Annotated in this window: 12 protein-coding genes; 8 read left to right on the forward strand and 4 right to left on the reverse strand. The window is 45.6% G+C overall.

The window, feature by feature from the left end; genetic code table 11:
- Positions 1-10 precede the first annotated feature (10 nt).
- The 7 genes from D1627_RS12730 (at position 11) to D1627_RS12760 (ending at position 14702) form a co-directional block, all read left to right on the forward strand.
- Positions 11-3226 (forward strand): SusC/RagA family TonB-linked outer membrane protein, encoded by a 3216-nt coding sequence (locus tag D1627_RS12730; RefSeq protein WP_119432650.1) that lies wholly within the window; start codon positions 11-13, stop codon positions 3224-3226.
- Positions 3227-3240: 14 nt separating this feature from the next.
- On the forward strand, positions 3241-4749 hold the full coding sequence (locus D1627_RS12735; RefSeq protein ID WP_119432651.1) for a RagB/SusD family nutrient uptake outer membrane protein: 1509 nt from the start codon (positions 3241-3243) through the stop codon (positions 4747-4749).
- Positions 4750-5017: 268 nt separating this feature from the next.
- Complete coding sequence (locus D1627_RS12740) at positions 5018-6691, forward strand: amidase (protein ID WP_119432652.1); 1674 nt, start codon at positions 5018-5020, stop codon at positions 6689-6691.
- A 114-nt stretch (positions 6692-6805) separates the two neighbouring features.
- The gene (locus D1627_RS12745) at positions 6806-9202 is read left to right on the forward strand and encodes a prolyl oligopeptidase family serine peptidase (protein ID WP_119433020.1); all 2397 of its coding nucleotides are present in this window, start codon (positions 6806-6808) and stop codon (positions 9200-9202) included.
- Between the two features lie 446 nt (positions 9203-9648).
- Positions 9649-12768: a SusC/RagA family TonB-linked outer membrane protein gene (locus D1627_RS12750; RefSeq protein ID WP_199688435.1), complete on the forward strand. Its 3120-nt coding sequence runs from the start codon at positions 9649-9651 to the stop codon at positions 12766-12768.
- Positions 12769-12824: 56 nt separating this feature from the next.
- Positions 12825-14249, forward strand: a complete 1425-nt coding sequence (locus tag D1627_RS12755) for a SusD/RagB family nutrient-binding outer membrane lipoprotein (protein WP_199688436.1) — start codon at positions 12825-12827, stop codon at positions 14247-14249.
- A 24-nt stretch (positions 14250-14273) separates the two neighbouring features.
- On the forward strand, positions 14274-14702 hold the full coding sequence (locus D1627_RS12760) for a hypothetical protein (RefSeq protein WP_147383298.1): 429 nt from the start codon (positions 14274-14276) through the stop codon (positions 14700-14702).
- Positions 14703-14769: 67 nt separating this feature from the next.
- On the opposite strand, the gene D1627_RS12765 is transcribed toward D1627_RS12760, so the two are convergent.
- Together D1627_RS12765 and D1627_RS12770 are read right to left on the reverse strand one after the other, a co-directional pair.
- The gene (locus tag D1627_RS12765; RefSeq protein ID WP_119432655.1) at positions 14770-15576 is read right to left on the reverse strand and encodes a phosphatase PAP2 family protein; all 807 of its coding nucleotides are present in this window, start codon (positions 15574-15576) and stop codon (positions 14770-14772) included.
- 2 nt (positions 15577-15578) lie between these two features.
- Positions 15579-16382, reverse strand: a complete 804-nt coding sequence (locus D1627_RS12770; RefSeq protein ID WP_119432656.1) for a phosphatase PAP2 family protein — start codon at positions 16380-16382, stop codon at positions 15579-15581.
- A 261-nt stretch (positions 16383-16643) separates the two neighbouring features.
- Between D1627_RS12770 and metK the strand changes: the two genes are divergently transcribed.
- Positions 16644-17948: a methionine adenosyltransferase gene (gene metK, locus D1627_RS12775; protein WP_119432657.1), complete on the forward strand. Its 1305-nt coding sequence runs from the start codon at positions 16644-16646 to the stop codon at positions 17946-17948.
- 91 nt (positions 17949-18039) lie between these two features.
- Here the strand turns inward: metK and hpf are convergent, their stop codons facing one another.
- Together hpf and D1627_RS12785 are read right to left on the reverse strand one after the other, a co-directional pair.
- The gene (gene hpf, locus D1627_RS12780; RefSeq protein WP_119432658.1) at positions 18040-18339 is read right to left on the reverse strand and encodes a ribosome hibernation-promoting factor, HPF/YfiA family; all 300 of its coding nucleotides are present in this window, start codon (positions 18337-18339) and stop codon (positions 18040-18042) included.
- Positions 18340-18362: 23 nt separating this feature from the next.
- Entirely contained in the window at positions 18363-19241 is an 879-nt protein-coding gene (locus D1627_RS12785; protein ID WP_119432659.1) for a tyrosine-type recombinase/integrase, read from the reverse strand.
- Positions 19242-19274 lie beyond the last annotated feature (33 nt).

A 19274-nucleotide genomic window follows, 5' to 3' on the forward strand; every position in this document is an offset into this window, starting at 1 on the left:
ACATCATTTTATGAGAAAACTATTACTGTTAAGTTTTACTCTGTTTTTTGCGTTTCTGCAGGATGTAGAAGCACAGAGTAAAACAGTATCTGGACGAGTGACTGCGGTTGCTTCTGGTGATGCGTTGCCAGGAGTAACTGTGCTTGCAAAAGGCACAACAGTAGGTACGGCAACCTCTGCCGATGGAGCTTACACGATAAATGTGCCTGATGGGGCAAATACCTTAGTATTCCGATTTATTGGCTACGAAACAGTGGAACGCGCCATTGGAAATACTAATACTATTAATGTTTCATTGGCAATTGACGACAAAAAGCTTGAAGAAGTAGTTATAGTTGGTTACTCTACTACAACCCAGCAATCTTTTACTGGTACAGCAAAAGTTGTTAGCGGCGAAAAGCTTGAAAGCAAAAGCGTTTCAAACGTTTCACAGGCATTAGCAGGTGAGGTTGCAGGTGTGAGAGTAATTAACACGAGCGGGCAGCCTGGCACAGAAGCTACTATCCGTATTCGTGGTATTGGTTCCGTTAATGGTAACCGTGCTCCATTATATGTTGTAGATGGTGTACCTTTTTCAGGAAGCTTAAACTCAATCAACCCAGCTGATATCGAATCAACAACAGTGCTGAAGGATGCAGCTGCAACAGCAATTTATGGCTCAAGAGGAGCAAACGGCGTAGTTGTGATTACTACCAAAAGCGGCAGAGGTAAAAAGTCTTACATAGAGGCAGATGCCAATTTTGGTACAAATATGGCCCTGTTGCCACGCTATAGCACAATCAAATCTCCTGAGCAATATATTGGCCTGAGCTGGGAAGCACTCTATAACTATGCCGATGCTAACCCAAAAATTACAACTAACCCAGTTGATTATGCAAATGCAAATTTGTTCTCAAATGCCGGAATTAGACCAGGATATAACTTATGGAATGTAGCTGATGGTGGCGAACTGATTGACCCTGAAACCAGAACTGTAAGGCCGGGAGTAACCAGAAAGTACGATCCTGAGAACTGGGAAGATTATGGTTTTCAAAATTCCGCCCGCCAGGAAGTTAATGTTAAGTTTGGTGGCTCATCAGACAAAACAAGCTACTACTCTTCTTTCGGGTATTTGAATGATAAAGGCTATATCATTAATTCTGATTACGAGCGTATATCGGCTCGCCTTAACGTTAGGCAGGAAGTTAATAGCTGGTTAACCGGCGGAATAAACTTTAACTATGCTAGAAGCGAAACCAATAACAATGGCCAGAGCAGCAACTCAGGAAGCATTTTTTGGTTCGTAGATAATATCCCTTCTATCTATCCACTGTTCATGAGAGATGCTGAAGGCGGGTTTATTACAGACCCTATCTTTGGCGGAAACCAGTATGATTACGGAACAGTAACTGCACGTGGCTTTGGTGGTTTAACTAATGCAATCGCCGATGCAACGTATGACACAAACAGAAACAACCGCAACGAATTGAATGGTAGTGCTAGTTTAGACTTCAATATTGCCAAAGGGCTAACATTTGAGAACAGAATTGGCGCGCAGTACTATCATAACAAATACGTAGATAGAGGTAATAAATACTATGGTGGTTCAGCATCACAGAATGGTAGTTTATTCCTTAGAAGAACGGAGTTGTTTAACTATAACCTCCTGAACCTAGTAAGATACAGCAAAGACTTCGGGCAACATAACGTTGAGGCTCTTGCTGCACACGAAGCTACTAACTGGAAAAGAAACATTTTAGATGCTTCAGGATATAGCTTAGTAGATCCATTGTTAGAGGACCTGAATAATGCCATTGTAAAAAACCCTTCAGCCTCTTATACTGATGAGTATTCGTTAGAGAGTTATTTTGGTCAAATCAACTATGACTTTGACAAAAAGTACTTCTTGTCAACTACACTAAGAAGAGACGGTTCTTCTAGATTCAGAAAGGACAAGTGGGGTACATTCGGATCAGTTGGTGCCGCATGGTTAGTTACAAATGAGGACTTCATGGATAACTTGCCGATTTTCAATTCTTTGAAACTAAAGGCAAGCTATGGTTTGATTGGTGATCAGGCAGGTGTAGGCTTTTATCCAGGATATGACCTGTTTAATGTTGATAACCTGAACGATGCTCCGGCTTTCTCATTTGATGTGAAGGGTAACCCTGACCTTACATGGGAAACGTCGAAGATGTTCCAAACAGGTATAGAGTTCGGGATAGGAAACCACATTACTGGTTCAGTTGATTATTATCAGAAGAATACCGAGGATTTGATCTTTGAAAGACGCGTTGGGCCTTCTCTTGGGTATGCATTGCTCCAGGTAAACGACGGTAACCTGAAAAACCAAGGCGTTGAATTTGATTTGACAGGAGATGTATTTAAGGCAAAAGACTATAGATTGAGCTTGAACGTTAACGGCGAAATATTTAGCAATGAGATTACTAAAATGCCGATTGACCCTGCAACAGGACAGCCTAAGACTATTGATGTGCAGGCACCATACGCTTGGTCTGAAGGCCACTCAATTTATGACTTCTATGTAAGAGAATGGGCGGGTGTAGACCCACAGGATGGATTAGGTATGTGGACAGTACACTATGACGACGCTAACGGAAATGGCTCATTCGATTCTGGAGAGCAGGTTACCAACTTGGCTGACTACGAGTCTAAAAATCCTGGGGCAACATTGCTTACCTCTACTACAAAGAACTATGCTCAGGCAACTCAGAAATATATCGGTAAATCAGCTTTGCCTGATGTAAGAGGTGCATTTAACCTATCAGCTGGCTATAAAGGGTTTGACCTTAGCGCCCAGTTACTGTATAGCTTTGGAGGTTATGCTTATGACTATACCTATGCAGGACTAATGAGCAACGATGTAGTTGGTGGTAACAACTGGCATACTGATATCTTCAATAGATGGCAGAAAGAAGGAGACATTACTGATGTTCCGCGTTTATCGAATGAGTATGACGCTAATGTTGCCTCTACTTCCTCAAGATTTATTACAAAAGCAAATTATTTAGTTCTTAACAATGTGCGATTAAGCTACACGGTTCCTACGAGCTTTGTATCGAAGTATGGCATCGGTGGTCTCTCTGTTTGGGTTACTGGTGATAACCTTTGGATCAACACAGCGCGTGATGGCTTCAACCCGTCAACTGCCGAAGCCGGAAGCTCAAGCACTTACCGCTATTCGCCGCTATCAACAGTAACAGCAGGTTTAAGAATTAAAATATAATATAGAGAATCAATATGAAAAAAAGTATATATATAGTTGGGGCACTTGCCCTGTCATTACTGGCCTCAAGCTGTAATGACGATTTCTTGGATGTTGAGCCAACTGAACAGTTATCTCCAGAACAAATTGCAGCTGCGGCGGAGAAGGACCCAAGTTTGCTAAATGGTAATATTGCTGGTCTATACTCTACAATGTATAACACAGGCACAGGCGGTACAGATCTGGACCACGATGATTTTGGCCAAAAAGGCTACGATATTTATAGCGACATGTTATCTTCTGATATGGCGCTGGCAGGGGTAACCTATGGATGGTACTCCAGGATAGCGAGATATCAAGCAACTGTTAATAACACAGATATTGGAGCTTACAAACCATGGCGATATTATTACAGAATAATATTTGGTGCAAATACAGTGATAGATGCACTAGGTGGCACTGATGCAGAGCAAACAGAGCCTTTGAAACGCCACATTATGGGTCAAGCTAAAGCAATGCGTGGGTACGCATACTTTTACCTGGCTCAATTCTATGCAAAGGGCTATGGCTCAGGTTCAGAAAAAATCTTACCTATATACGTAGATACAAAAGTTCCTAACCAGCCTAAAAGCACATCAGAAGAGGTATACAACCTCATCATTGATGACTTAACCCAGGCTGTAACATATTTAGAGGACTTTAATAGAACATCCAAGGACCAGATTAATAAGGATGTTGCAAAAGCCCTGTTGGCTTATGCTCACGCGGCTAGAGGTACTCAAGAGGACTTAAACAAAGTTGTTACCCTGACTAACGATGTAATAACAACAGGTGGGTTCAGGATTACAAATGAAAATGAGTTAGTAGCGAAGTTTGACCCAGAAACGGGGGCACTATTAAATACGGAATCAGGATTTAATAACGTGGGTACTCCAAGCTGGATGTGGGGTGTAGACCTTACACTTGCTAATGGGCTAGACCTTGTTTCTTGGTGGGGCCAAATGGACTATTATACCTATAGCTATGCTTGGGCTGGTGATGCTAAAATCATCGACAAAAATCTATTTGATGCCATCAAGACGGATGACCTTCGCAAGAAGCAGTTCCACTCTACCGGCAGGCCATTATACAAGTTCTTTGATCTAGGCCGTAAAGCTGGCGGGCAGCGGCAAATTACTACCGACTATGTGTATATGCGTATAGAGGAAATGTATCTTCTAAATGCAGAGGCACATGCAAGACTTGGCCAAGACGGAATGGCTAAAGACCGACTGAAAGAACTTGTGTCGCAGCGAATGCCAGATGCTAGCTACGTTGATGCACTCAGCGGACAAGCGCTACTGGATGAGATCTATCTGCAAACCCGTATTGAACTATGGGGCGAGGGTAAAGCTTACTTAGCCATGAAAAGGCTTAAGAAAAATGTTACCAGAGGAGCAAACCATTTGTTTGAAGCTGGAAGCACATTCGCTTGGGATTCTGATGAGCTCACTTTCCCAATTCCACAGGCAGAGGTGTTAAATAATCCACAATTAGAGCAATAGAATTAATCTCTTACCATAACTAAAAAGGACCGTTCCATGAACGGTCCTTTTTAGTTAAACCTTATAGAGCTACTATAAATGGTGAAATAGCTTGTGGTAACAATATACTAGGTGAATGATAAAATAAACCTGAAGAAGAGAAGATTGTTGGGCCAAGTGCCATTGCTATATAAATACCAATGGCTTTGCATGATATAATTATAGTGTAGAAATATTTAATTATTATGCATGAAATTATCTATAGTATAAATTTTTGGAGTCATACCACATGAAAAACAGAACAATAGCCATACTTGGCGCAGCATGCTTCGTATCAGGGGCATTTGTGGGCAGGGTGTCAGATAACAAGCTTACAGTAAACATACTTCAGGATGCACAGAAGGTGCTGGGGCTAAACTTTACAGATGCGCAGCTAGATTCAACGCTTTCGGAGCTAGAGGAAATGAAGGAAACGTACACTATCCTGCGCGAGCAAGACCTACCGAACAGCGTTCCGCCGGCACTTATGTTTAACCCCGTACCAGCAGGGTTTACCTTTGAAACTAAGAAGACTGCATTTGAGGTGCAGCGGCCTGCACAGGTAAAGCTGCCGCGTAAGCGCGAAGACCTGGCATTCTACTCCATTCCGCAGCTGGCCGAGTTGGTGCGTACACAGCAAATATCCTCCGAGGAGCTCACAAAGTTCTACCTGGGTCGACTGAAGAAGTATGGCCCGACGCTGGAGTGCGTAACCACGCTAACCGAAGAACTTGCCATGCAGCAGGCCAGGCAAGCCGATAAAGATATAAAAGCCGGCAAGTATAAAGGCATGCTGCACGGCATCCCGTTCGGGGTAAAAGACCTGCTCTCTACGCGTAAGTATAAAACAACCTGGGGAGCCATGCCCTACAAAGACCAGGTGATTGACGAGGATGCCACCGTAGTGCAACGCCTGCAGGAGGCTGGTGGCGTGCTGGTTGCGAAAACTACGTTGGGCGCGCTGGCTATGGGCGATGTTTGGTACGGCGGCAAGACACGCTCACCCTGGGATATCAGTAAAGGCTCCAGCGGTTCTTCGGCTGGTTCTGCATCGGCAGTGGCGGCTGGTCTGTTGCCCTATGCCATCGGCACTGAAACGCTCGGGTCTATAGTTTCGCCTTCTACGGCTTGCGGCACTACGGGGCTTCGGCCAACCTTTGGGCGCGTTAGCCGCCACGGAGCCATGGCCCTAAGTTGGTCGATGGATAAAATTGGCCCCATTGCGCGCTCCGCCGAGGATTGTGCCATCGTGTTCAACGCCATCTACGGCCCTGACGGCAAAGACCAGTCTGTGTATGATGCGCCTTTCAACTACAACACAGGTATAAACCCTAAGAAACTACGGGTAGGTTACCTAGAAGATGATTTTGCCAAAGAGTATGGTTTTGCCGCAAATGATAAAGCCACCCTCGATGCGCTGCGTAATGCAGGGGTAGAGCTCGTTCCTATTTCGCTGCCAAACCTTCCGGCGCGCCAGCTTACCATGACCATCTCTGTGGAAGGTGCCGCCGCTTTTGATGAGCTTACCCGCAGCGGCCGCGACAGCCTGCTGGTGCAGCAGCATAAGAATGCCTGGCCAAACGCTTTCCGGTCGGCACGGTTTATACCTGCTGTGGAGTACCTGCAAGCCCAGCGCGTGCGCACCCTTTTAGTGCAGCAAATGCACGAGACCTTAAAAGATGTGGATGTATACATCAGCCCATCTTTTGCCAGCAACAACCTGGTGGTTACCAACCTCACCGGGCACCCGTGCGTGGTGGTACCAAACGGATTTCAGAAAAACGGCATGCCTACAACCATTACGTTTATGGGCCAGTTGTTCGGGGAGGCAGAGCTGCTGAGCTTCGCCAAATTCTACCAAAGTATAACGCCGCACGAGGAGCAACACCCAAGTATGGATTTCGGCAAGAAAAAGAAATCCTAAGTATGGCCGCCACCTATAAGCAGCAACTTACAGGTGGCGGTTTTGCTTTATGGCTGTTTATACTTTAAATTGAGCATCTATCTAAATAAAACTACCTACACTAACACCTTTGTTATGCAATTGAAACAAAAAGCCGTAGCCCTTATGGCTTTGCTGCTGCTGGGCAGTGCCGAACTGCAGGCTCAGAATAAGAAGCTGGAGCTTAGCGTTGAGAAGATCATGCGCGACCCGAAATGGATCGGCACCTCGCCTAGCAACGTGTTCTGGTCCGAAGACGGCAAAAAGATATACTTTTACTGGAACCCCGAGGGTAACCGCCAGGACTCGCTCTATAGTGTAAGCGCCGATGGCAAGAATATACAGAAGGTAAGCGCTCAGGAAAGAAGAAGCCTGCCAAGCCAGCGCGGTGAGTATAACCGCGCCGAAACTAAAAAGGTGTATGAGAAGAACGGCGATATTTTTTTGTATGATATAAGATCCGGGAAGGCCCAGCAGGTAACTAATACCGTAGAGCGTGAAAGCAGCCCGGCATTCAGCCATAACGAGCAAAAGGTAATTTATACAAAAGACGGAAACCTGTTTGCCTGGGGCATCGATAACGGGCAAACAGTGCAGCTCACAGATTTTAAGAAAGGCCGCAAACCTGCCGATGAAGCAAAGGACCCGCAGCGCGAGTGGCTGAAACAACAGCAGCTAACCTTGCTGCAAATTGTCCGCGACCGTAAGCTGGATAAGGATGCCGCCGAAAAGCAGCAGAAGCTCGACGCCCCACACAGGCCAAAAGAAATTTACACAGAAGATAAAACGGTTAGCAATATCACACTTGGGCCAGGAGAGCGCTTTATCACCTACCAGCTAATTACAAGGCCAAAGAATGCCAAGATAGCTTTGGTTCCTGACTTTGTAACTGAGTCGGGTTATACAGAAGATATCAATACCCGCACCAAAGTAGGAGACGCCCAAAGCAAGTATGAGTTTTTCGTGTACGACACGCAGCGCGACTCCGCTTATACCGTGCTAATGAATGATGTGGCTGGCATAACTGAGCAGCCAGTTTACCTGCAGCAGCAGAAAAAGGCTAGCGCAAGCCCCGCAGATGCCAAACCTCAAAAAGCTACCCCTCGCGAAACGGTTATTTACGGGCCATACTGGTCGGCTAACGGGAAACATGCCGTGGTGGTAGCCCGCTCGCAGGACAACAAAGACCGCTGGATTATGAAGCTTGACCCGGCTACTGCCAAACTAACCGTACTGGACCGCCAACGCGATGAGGCATGGATTAACGGCCCGGGTATAGGTTATGGCCCCGGCGACATGGGCTGGATGCCAGACAACGAGCACGTATGGTTCCATTCTGAGGAGAGTGGCTACTCGCACCTATACACTGTAAATGTAAACAGTGGCCAGAAAAAAGCGCTAACCTCTGGCAAGTATGAAGTATCAGATGTGCGCTTATCTGACGATGAGAAATATTTCTACTTCACAGCCAACAAAGTGCATCCGGGCGAGAAGCATTTTTACCGTATGCCAGCTGGCGGCGGGGAAATGGTGCAGCTTACCAGCCTGAAAGGAGCCCACGAGGTAGAGCTTTCGCCGGATGAAAAGAACCTGGCGATCCGTTACTCTTACAGCAACAAGCCATGGGAGCTGTATGTGATGGACAATAAAAAAGGCGCGAAAGTAAAGCAGGTAACACACTCGCTCACCGATGAGTTTAAGTCTTACGACTGGCGCGACCCGGAGGTAATTACCTTTAAGGCAAAGGATGGGGCCAATGTAAACGCCCGCCTGTATCGCCCGGAGAACCCGACGCAAAACGGCCCTGCAGTTGTGTTTGTGCACGGCGCTGGCTATCTGCAGAATGCCCATAGGTGGTGGAGCTCATACTTTAGAGAGTACATGTTCCATAACTTCCTGGCAGACCAGGGCTACACCGTGCTGGACATTGATTACCGTGGCAGTGCAGGGTATGGCCGCGATGTACGTACCGGCATCTACCAGTTTATGGGCGGCAAAGACCTAAGCGACCATGTAGATGGGGCTAAACTACTTGTAGATAAGTATAATGTGGATCCAAAGCGCATTGGTATTTACGGTGGCTCTTACGGCGGTTTTATCACCCTGATGGCCATGTTTACAGAGCCTGATGTGTTTGCTGCTGGCGCTGCTCTCCGCTCTGTTACCGACTGGGCGCACTATAACCACGGCTATACTTCCAACATCCTCAACACCCCTTACACCGATAGCACAGCCTATGCTAAAAGCTCACCAATCTATTATGCCGAAGGTCTGAAGGGCGCCTTGCTTATCTGCCACGGCATGGTAGATACCAATGTGCATTTCCAGGATGTAGTGCGGCTTACCCAGCGCCTTATTGAGCTAGGCAAGGAAAATTGGGAGCTGGCAGTTTATCCCGTGGAGGACCACGGCTTTACTGAACCAGCCAGTTGGACGGATGAGTACAAGCGCATCTATAAGCTTTTTGAAGAGAACCTGAAGGATCAGAAGTAAAGTATACTTCCTGTTTTGAAATCCGAAGCGTGTGCGGCCTGTGCTGCACACGCTTTTTTTATGGCTAAATCAGTAAAATTCCTGGTGTAGCTCTGTAAGTGTCACACAGTAAAAATATTTAAATAGTTATAAGTATAGTGGGTTAAGATAGCCATCTGGCTTTATTAAGTACACTTGTTGTTACAATAGATTAGAAGTATAAATAACCTGTTTTGCAATAAGTGTTTAGACATTATGAAGGAATTTTCATATATCAGTTGTTATTTTTGTAAGTGATTGTTTAATAATTATTTACTTGAAAGTGTGATGGGTCTTAAATGCTCAAAGGGTTGAATAATTATCAAATAATGGCATTTTTAATCATGTTGGCTTTAGTATGTTTTAACATTCGTCTATATTTAGGGAAACACAATAATCTATTTTACATATCAATCTAATCTAACTTTATGAGAAAAGTTCTATTTATTGGTTTGGTAATGTTCCTAACGCTTGTAAGCCAAGCATGGGCGCAGAACCGAGCCGTATCTGGAAAGGTAACAGACCGGAGTACTGGTGATGCATTGCCAGGAGTAGCAGTTCTGGTTAAAGGTACAACTACAGGTACTGCAACAGGTGTAGATGGTACTTATACTATCAATGTGCCGGAAGGAAGCAACACGCTGGTATTCCGATTTATCGGTTACTCGGTAGTAGAGCGTAACATCGATAATGCAAGCGTTGTGAACGTTGCCTTAGGTGTTGACTCAAAGCAGCTTCAGGAGGTGGTAGTAACTGCCATTGGTATTGAGCGCGAAACGAAATCATTGGGTTACGCCGCTTCTAAGGTAGATGGCGAAGAGCTTACAAAAGCCCGTGAAACTAACGTTGTAAACGGCCTCGCCGGTAAAGTTTCAGGCGTGCGTATTACGCAGTCATCAGGCTCACTGGGTGGTTCTTCTAAAGTAACTATCCGTGGCACAAACAGCTTTGGCGGTTCTAGCCCACTATTCGTTATCGATGGTTTGCCTATCAGCAACAGTGCACCAGGTGGCAACACGCCAACAGGTAACGGTTCGGTAGACTACGGTAACAGAGCCGGTGATATCAACCCGGATGATATCGAAAGCATGACTGTACTAAAAGGTGCGGCTGCGACAGCATTATATGGTGCCCGTGCAAGAGACGGTGCAATCATCATCACTACCAAGAAAGGTGCTGAAGGCAAAGTAAAAGTGTCTTTAAACTCTTCTACACGTTTCGACAACGTACTGAGATTACCTGACCTGCAGAACGAGTATGCGCAAGGTAACTTTGGTAAGTACGATCTTAGAAACACAAACGGCTGGGGCCCTAAAATCAGTGAAGTGCAAGATGTAACAGTTAAAAACTTCATGGGCGAAGACGTTACGCTACAGGCATACCCTAACAACGTGGAAGATTTCTTCCAGACAGGTATGACTTACATGAACAACCTAGCTTTTGAAGGAGGTAGCAAAGAAGGCGATTTCCGTTTGAGCCTTGGTTCCACAAACCAGACTGGTATCATCGAAAACCAGGGCCTAGACCGTTACAATGTTGGCTTAAACGCTGGCCGTAACTTCAAGGATAAACTGAACGTGCGTACCACGATCAACTATGTTAAGACTACTACAGAAGGCCGTCCGGTGCAAAGCTCAAACAGCCCGAACATTCTTACTTCTGCTATCTATGGTTTGCCAAGAACCGTTGATATCAACAGGCTGCGCGATAACTATATCGATCCAATAACAGGAGAGCAAATCTCTTTGACTCCAGACAAAACGGGTAACAACCCTTACTGGATAATTAACAGAAACACAAACGAGAGTGATTTGGAGCGTATGTACGGAAACGCTATTGTTTCTTACAAGCCGCTTCCATGGTTAACGCTTTCTAACAATACAGGTGTTGACTTCTACAAAGAGAATCGCTTTAACAAGACTAGCAAAGGCACATTTGGTGCACTGGAAGGGGAGTTCTACAAAGCAACGCTTCAGAACCGCATTGTAAACAACGACTTCATTGTTACAGCAGAGAGAGACATTAACCCAGACCTGAACCTGAAAGTAATGGCTGGCCACAACATCTACTCTACGCATTATGAAGCACAGGCCGTAACGGCCAGAAACCTGACAATTGATGGCCTGTATGACTATGCAAACGCCACGAGCACAGTGCCGAGCCAGTCTATCTCTGAGAGAAGACTAGTAGGTATCTGGGGTGATTTAGGATTAAGCTACAAAGAGTACCTGTTCCTGAACGTAACCGGCCGTAACGACTGGTCGTCAACACTGCCTGTAGATAACAGATCATACTTCTACCCATCAGTGAGTACAGGTTTTGTGTTTACCGATGCCTTCAACATTCAGTCAAATATTCTGGATTACGGTAAAATCAGAGCAAGCTGGGCCAATGTAGGTAGCGATGCTGCACCTTATAGCCTTGACTATAACTACAACCCTGCTACTACATATTTTGTGCAGTATAGCTTAAGCGGTACTTTCCCTCACGGCGGGTTACTAGGTTTCTCTGCGCCACGTACGCTTCCTAACTTCAACCTGAAGCCGCAGAACCAGACAAACGTTGAGTTTGGTGCCGACTTCCGTTTCCTGAGCAACAGAATCAACCTTGGGTTTACCTATTACAACACCAAGACAACAGATCAGATTGTAGCGCTTGATGTGCCGCTTTCTACAGGTTACTTCGCTAAGTATGTTAACGTTGGTGCCGTATTAAACCGCGGTTTAGAAGTTGATTTAACTTTGAACCCAATCCGTACTACATCAGGCTTCGACTGGACTACGAATGTGAACTTCTCTAAGAACGTGCAGGAAGTACAAGACCTGCCTGAGTCTTTGGACTTCTATGGCTTGGCAAGCGGCTGGAGCGGCCTGCAAATCAAAGCTGAAGAAGGTAAGTCGTTTGGTTTGTATGGTACAGCATGGCAGAGAGATCCTGAAGGAAACTTCATCATCAATAAGGATACTGGACTAAGAGAGACTGAGCAGGGCAAGCGTTTAGGTAGCATTACACCAGACTGGTTAATGGGTATCAACAACACATTTACCTACAAAGGCATCAACATGGGCTTCCTGGTGGATATCCGTAAAGGCGGTGTTTTCTACTCTGGTACAGTAGCCAGCCTGCGCTCTTCAGGTTTAGCCGAAGAAACACTTGAGAACCGTGGCAGCATCTTCATCGATCGTGGTGTGAACAAAACCGACGATGGATTTGTGCCAAACACCACACCGGTACAAAGCATGCAGGATTTCTGGGGCAAATACTCAGCTACAGCTAACACCGAAGGTAACGTGTTCGATGCTTCTTATGTGAAGCTGAGAGAAGTAAGAGTTTCTTATACTTTGCCTAAGAGATGGTTGGAGAACACTTTTGTAGGATCTGCTGAGTTTGGCCTGGAAGGCCGTAACCTGTGGATCATCCACTCAAACGTGCCTCATATCGATCCAGAGTCTAACTTCTTCGGTGCTGGTTCAGTAGGTGAAGGTGTTGAATTTAACACTATGCCAACTACAAGAACTCTGGGCTTTAACCTGAGAGTGACGCTTTAATAGTTGTTGGAAAATTAAATTGTTTTAAGATGTTTAAAAACATTAAAAGATATACAGTGATAGCAGCGCTTGGCCTTACGGCAGTAGCTGCAACATCCTGCGAGAGTTATCTCGATATTAACACAGACCCTTACGCAAGTACAAAGGTTGAGCCTAAGCTGTTGTTTAACTATGCAACAACTAACTGGGCAGCTAACCGTGCAGGTGGCGACAACTACATTCCAATTGCCCTGTCAGCGCAAACTATCGCGAGTGGCGGTAACTTTGGTTGGGGTAAAGACAACGTGTACGAAATCAGCCCTTACAGCACAGGTAACACCTGGAAGGCATACTATGCTACAGCTGGTCTAAACCTTGTTCAGGCTATCGCTGAAGCAGAGAAGGCAAGCCCTGCAAACAACAATGCAGCTGCGCAAGCTAAGATCGAGCTAGCCACGATGATGTATGAGGCTACTCTTATCTGGGGCGATATTCCATTCTCGGAGTCTTGGCAGGAGAGTATCTCTTATCCAAAGTTCGATGCTCAGAAATCTGTTTTTGAGCAGGTAATTGGGCTTTTGGATGAGGCTATCGCTCAGATCGATGAAACCAGCCCACTTAAAATTTCAGAGTATGACCTGATTTACAATGGAGACTTGAGCAAGTGGAAGAGTTTCGCTAAATCCATTAAGTTTAAGACTTACATGGTGATGGTAGATAAAGATCCTTCTGTAGCTTCCAAAATCGGTCAGATGTTAAACGAGGGAGGAATGGTTTCTTCTGCTGCGGCAAACTTCACCTTCCCGTTCTATAACACACCAGATAAAGAGAACCCAAGATATAAGATCCTTAAGCGCTATGCAGGCGGGTCTAATATTTTCTTCTTTGCAAACAACAACGTGTTGAGCTACATGAAGCAGCTGGAAGACCCGCGTATTCCGGTATACTTTGATAAGCCAGCAGGTGTTAGCACTTATAACGGTGTTGACTCGGAAGAAGAGGCAGATGCCACTACAGCTACCATCAGCATGTACCTTTACAGACCAGATGCCCCAGAAGTAGTTTATACTTACCAGGAGCAACTGTACCTGGAAGCAGAGGCTTATGCAAGAGGGTTAGGCGTAGGTCAGGATCTGAACAAAGCAAATGAGCTATACAAGAAAGCTACTTTGCAAGCATTGCTGTTTAACGGCATTGCATCTTCAACGGCTCAGGATTATGTAGATAACACATTGCCGGCCTTAACTTCAGTTGCAAAACCAGTAGACCAGATTCACTTAATGCAGTGGATTGACTTAATGGACAGACCGCTGGAAGCTTGGACGCAATGGAGAAGATCAGGAAGCGAAGGCAACGAAGTGCCTACCTTGACTCAGCCAGAGGGTACACCTGCCGGCGGCCTGATCAGAAGATGGGTATACTCTCCAGATGAAGCCACTTCTAACGCTAACACACCAAGCCCAACTCCGATTATCACTCAGAAACTGTGGTTCGATCTGTAGGTCTTTTAATTCAAGAATAGTATCATGAAGAATAAACTAATAATGTTAGCCCTGATGGGCACTATGTTCTCTTTCTCATCTTGCGAGAAGGACATGGATACATATGATTTCTCTAACTCAATGCCTGCTTATGTTGAGATAAAATCTAAAGCAAATATTGAAGTTGAGGAGGAGAAAACAGCTTCTATAACTTTTCAATCAAGAGAGTTTTTCCAGCAGGATAAAACTTTAAAATATGAAGTAACTGGAGCATTCACTAAGTCAGGAACAGTAACCTTAGCTAGAAATACCAATTCTATTACGCTAAACCTTCCAGTTCCTGCCAATGTTGTTCCTGCAGGGCAAACTTCTGCTACTGCAACTTTAACTCTTGTTGAAGCTGATGGCCTTTCAGTTGGTCGTAAAGGATCTGATAAAGAAAAGGTTGTTTTGCAAATAACACCTAAGCTATAAATTGCTTTAGAGTCCAATAAAAAAGCCCGCCTCAAATGAGGCGGGCTTTTTTATTGGAGTAAAGTTATTAAAACTGATATACCACAGCCAGGCCGTCATACATTGTGGTTCGTTCTGGTATGAGTGTTATAGGGGAGCCACGCCGGTGAAGCTCAGGCACCAAAATTCCTATACCTGTGCCAATGGCATAGCCAACAATATTATCGCTCAGGAAATGCTTGCCAGCTCTTAAGCGTAAGTAACCAACTACCGCTGGTACGGTGGCCGCTGCAGCCCAAATATAGGGGCGGGCAGGAGAGTCGGGATTAAAGTCATGATATACTTTAGCCAGAAAAAAAGTAGCAGCAGCTGTAGCAGCCGTATGGCCGGCGTAAAAAGAATTAGTAGCTTGTTTATCAGTACGAAGCTCTAAAGAAGCGTCTGAAGTATAAACGTATGGCCTTTTACGTGACGATGTACCAGCAGTCATACTATACAAGCCCCCTGCTATGGAAAGTGTTTGGCCATACAGTAAGTATACTTGTGGCGCATTTTGCTTAATGTCATCATCAAGAAGAAGAAGGAGTGGCGCTAAGAATGAACCATAGAAAGGGTAATCGCTTACAGTTTCTGCGTTAGCGCTATAATTGCCTGCCGAAAACCGGTCAAAGCTGTTAACATCATTAACATTTAACTGGGATAAGTCAGCTTCAGTGAGCCGTGTCTTTTTTTCAATCAGGATGTTCCCTATTACTGTGGCACCTATGCCTCCGGCAGCTATGGATCCATCGCGGAGCCAGTCTGTTTTATACGGCGACGTAGCAGTCTGGCCATTAACTATACTTGGGAGTAATATTAGAGCCAGCAACCACAGTAACAGGGGACTCCTCAACATTGTTAGAAAGTATAAGTGAGAAGCGCACCATTGTATTGCCTGCTCGACACCGGTATTAAACTGATGTTGCGGGTATTGGTTTTCTTGTGCAGCTGAGGCACCAGTATACCTGCGGCGGCGCCTAGGCCATACCCTAAAAGATTATCACTCAGAAAGTGTTTGCCAGCCTTCAGGCGCAAGTAACCTACAGTAGCCGGGATAGCTGCGGCAGCTGCCCAAACGTATGGTCTGGCTCCAGAATCAGGGTTAAAGTCATGGAAGATTTTGGCAGCAAAAAATGTAGCACTTGCTGTAGCAGCAGTATGGCCAGCATAAAAGGAGTTGCGGGCATTAGCCGTATTTTTGTCGGAAATGTCAACATCATCGCTGTAAACCAAAGGGCGCGTACGCTCTACGTTTCCGTTTGTCATAGTAAATAGGGCGCCTGTAACAGCCATTGTTTCAACATATAGCACGGCTACCTGTCCTGCTTTGCTACCAACGTTTTTGTTCAATAGCATTACAACAGGCATAGCAAAAGATCCATAGAACGGGAAGTCACTTATCTTCTTGGCACTCTCCGAGTCATACCCAGCCGAAAAGCGGTCAAATCCATTAACATCGTTTTTGTCAAGAGCCGAGATTTGCTCCTCGGTAAGGCCGCTTTTATCCTGCATCAGCGATAGGCCATACGCGCTCAGGCCCATGCCTGCAGCAATAATCGGGGCATCAACTTTAAAGCTGGTTTTATAAGGCGAATCGTCTTGTGCTGAAGCGTTGCCTATTAATAAAGTTAAAATACAAATAAGGGATAGTATACGTTTCATAAAGGGTTATTTCAAATGATGCAATTTGTTGTAGATGAAACGGGCCATAATTTTAAAAGGTTATGCTTTTATACTTCCCTTCTAATGGCCTGCCCAGGCAAGTAGCAGATTTGCAAAACGTAACCTTTTGCCTCTAAATGGCTACAAGGCTTAGAGTGAGCCTGATATTCAGTTTCAAGTGTGGCAGATTTGTCTTAGCTTTGTAGCCGCTGCCAAGGGGGGCAGCTGGTTTATACTTTGTACCTAAACCCATAGAAAAAAATGCCTTATTTATTTACATCTGAGTCTGTGTCTGAAGGGCACCCAGATAAAGTAGCCGACCAGATCTCGGATGCACTTTTAGATGAGTTCCTGAAGCAAGACCCACAGTCTAAAGTAGCTTGCGAAACACTGGTAACCACAGGCCTTGTGGTGCTGAGCGGCGAGGTAAAGACAGAAGCCTACGTAGACGTACAAAAGGTAGCCCGCGACGTGATTAAGCGTATCGGCTATACTAAATCAGAATATATGTTTGATGCGGATGCCTGTGGAGTAATCTCGGCCATCCATGAGCAATCATCTGATATTAACCAGGGCGTTGAGCGTGCCAAGCCGGAGGAGCAGGGCGCTGGCGACCAGGGTATGATGTTTGGCTATGCCACCAACGAAACGGATAACTACATGCCGCTGGCCCTGAGCATATCCCACTTGCTGCTTCAGGAGCTGTCTGCCATCCGCAAGGAAGGCAAAGAAATGACATACCTGCGCCCGGATGCCAAGTCTCAGGTGACTATACGTTACAATGATAATGATGTGCCTGAGAAGATCGATACGATTGTTATCTCTACACAGCACGATGAGTTTGTAGCAACGGAAGGCAACACGCCGGAAGCCAAAGACGCTGCAGAGAAAAAGATGGTAGCCAAGATCAAGGAAGATGTTGATACTATACTTATCCCGCGTGTATTAAAGCTGTTGCCAGAGCGTACGCAGAAGCTATTCAATGCGGATATTATTTACCACATCAACCCAACGGGTAAGTTCGTGATTGGCGGCCCGCACGGCGATACCGGTCTTACAGGCCGTAAGATTATCGTGGATACCTATGGCGGCAAAGGTGCTCACGGCGGCGGAGCTTTCTCCGGGAAGGATTCATCTAAAGTAGACCGTTCTGCAGCCTACGCCGCGCGCCATATTGCCAAAAACCTGGTAGCTGCTGGCGTATCAGACCAGGCGCTGGTGCAGGTGGCTTATGCTATTGGCGTGGCAAAACCGGTTGGTTTATATGTAACTACCTATGGCTCTACCAAGGTGAAGGATGCCGCCGGCAACCTGATGAGCGATGGTGAGATTGCCGAGAAGGTAAGCAAGTTGTTTGATATGCGCCCTTATGCCATTGTGCAACGCTACGGCCTGCAAAACCCTATCTTTGCTGAAACTGCTGCGTACGGCCACATGGGCAGAACGCCGGGCAAGAAAGTAGTAGAAATCTCTGTAAACGGTAAAAAAGAGACCAAAGAGTTCGAGACTTTTACCTGGGAGAAACTTGATTATGTTGATAAGATAAAAGCTGAGTTCGGATTGTAATCCAGCTTGCAAGTATAAACCAAGTATAAAAAGCGAAGGCCTGCTAAATTAGCAGGCCTTCGCTTTTTATACTTAATGACAAACGTGATCTCTAGTGTGCCATTTGCTTTTCCTTAAACTTTTTGAGCTGTCGGCGCATTGCCTCCACGGCAGCATCAGCGGCGGCTTCAAAAGATGGGGCTTCTTCTTTAGAGAAGAGGGTGGAGCCCGGCACAAAGAGCTTGATCTCTACGGTTTTAGTGGCGATGCCGTCATTGTTATTATGTTTGAGAAACACTTCGCCTTCCACTACGCGGTCGTAAAACGTTTCCAGCTTATCAATACGCTGCTGAACGAAGTCAGTCAATTGTTGATCTGCCTCAAAGTGGATAGAATGCATCTGTAGCTTCATAGTCTTTAAATTAAAAGTTAAACTTATGCTTTAGGATGAGCTTTCTCGAAGATAGACTTCAGCTGCTCAATTGAATTGTGTGTGTAAACCTGTGTTGCCGCCAGGCTGGCGTGCCCCAGTAGATCTTTAATCGCGTTTAGGTCAGCTCCCTTGTTAAGAAGGTGTGTGGCGAAGGAATGGCGCAGCACATGGGGGCTGGTATGTTCGGAGGTAGTGATCAAGCTGATATACTTCTTTACAACGCGATAAACGAATTTTGGGTATAGGGGGCGAGCTTTATTAGTAACGAGCAATTTTACCGAATTGTTATCACCGAAAAAGCGTTTTTTCTCATGCTGGTAAGCATCCAGGGCCTGCAGTAGGGAGTCGTTTAGCGGCACAATGCGCTCTTTGTTTCCTTTGCCCAGTACGCGCACTGTTTTGGCCCGTAGTTCCAGATCTGAGGGCTCAATATGAATGAGCTCTGCCAGGCGGATACCAGTGCCATACAGGAACTCCAAGATCAGGCGGTCGCGCTGGCCTTCAAAGGTATCCTCAAAAGTAAAGCTGTCGAGCAGGTTATTGAAAGGCTCCTCCTGCACAAAGGCAGGGAGTTTCTTGGTGGCTTTCGGCGCCTTTATGCGCAGCATGGGGTTTACCTTAATGCGTTCCTGGGCCAGTAAAAACTTGTAATAAGAGCGTAGGCAAGCAATCTTGCGGTTAATGGAGCGCGGCTTGATGTTATTTTGAACCAGTGTCAGAATCCAGGATCGGATAATGGTGTGGTCAGCTTCTGCGGCGTCTGTAATTTCGTATACTTGCTGAAGGTAATCAGCAAACTGCCCCAGATCGGTATGATAAGAGGTGAGCGTATGCGGGCTATACCGCTTCTCGTATTGTAGGTACTTAAAAAATAAATCCATAAACTAGTATACCTGACTGGGTGTATCAGATAT

Origin of the sequence: Pontibacter oryzae (assembly GCF_003576375.1) — a bacterium.
In the GTDB taxonomy this organism is placed as follows: domain Bacteria; phylum Bacteroidota; class Bacteroidia; order Cytophagales; family Hymenobacteraceae; genus Pontibacter; species Pontibacter oryzae.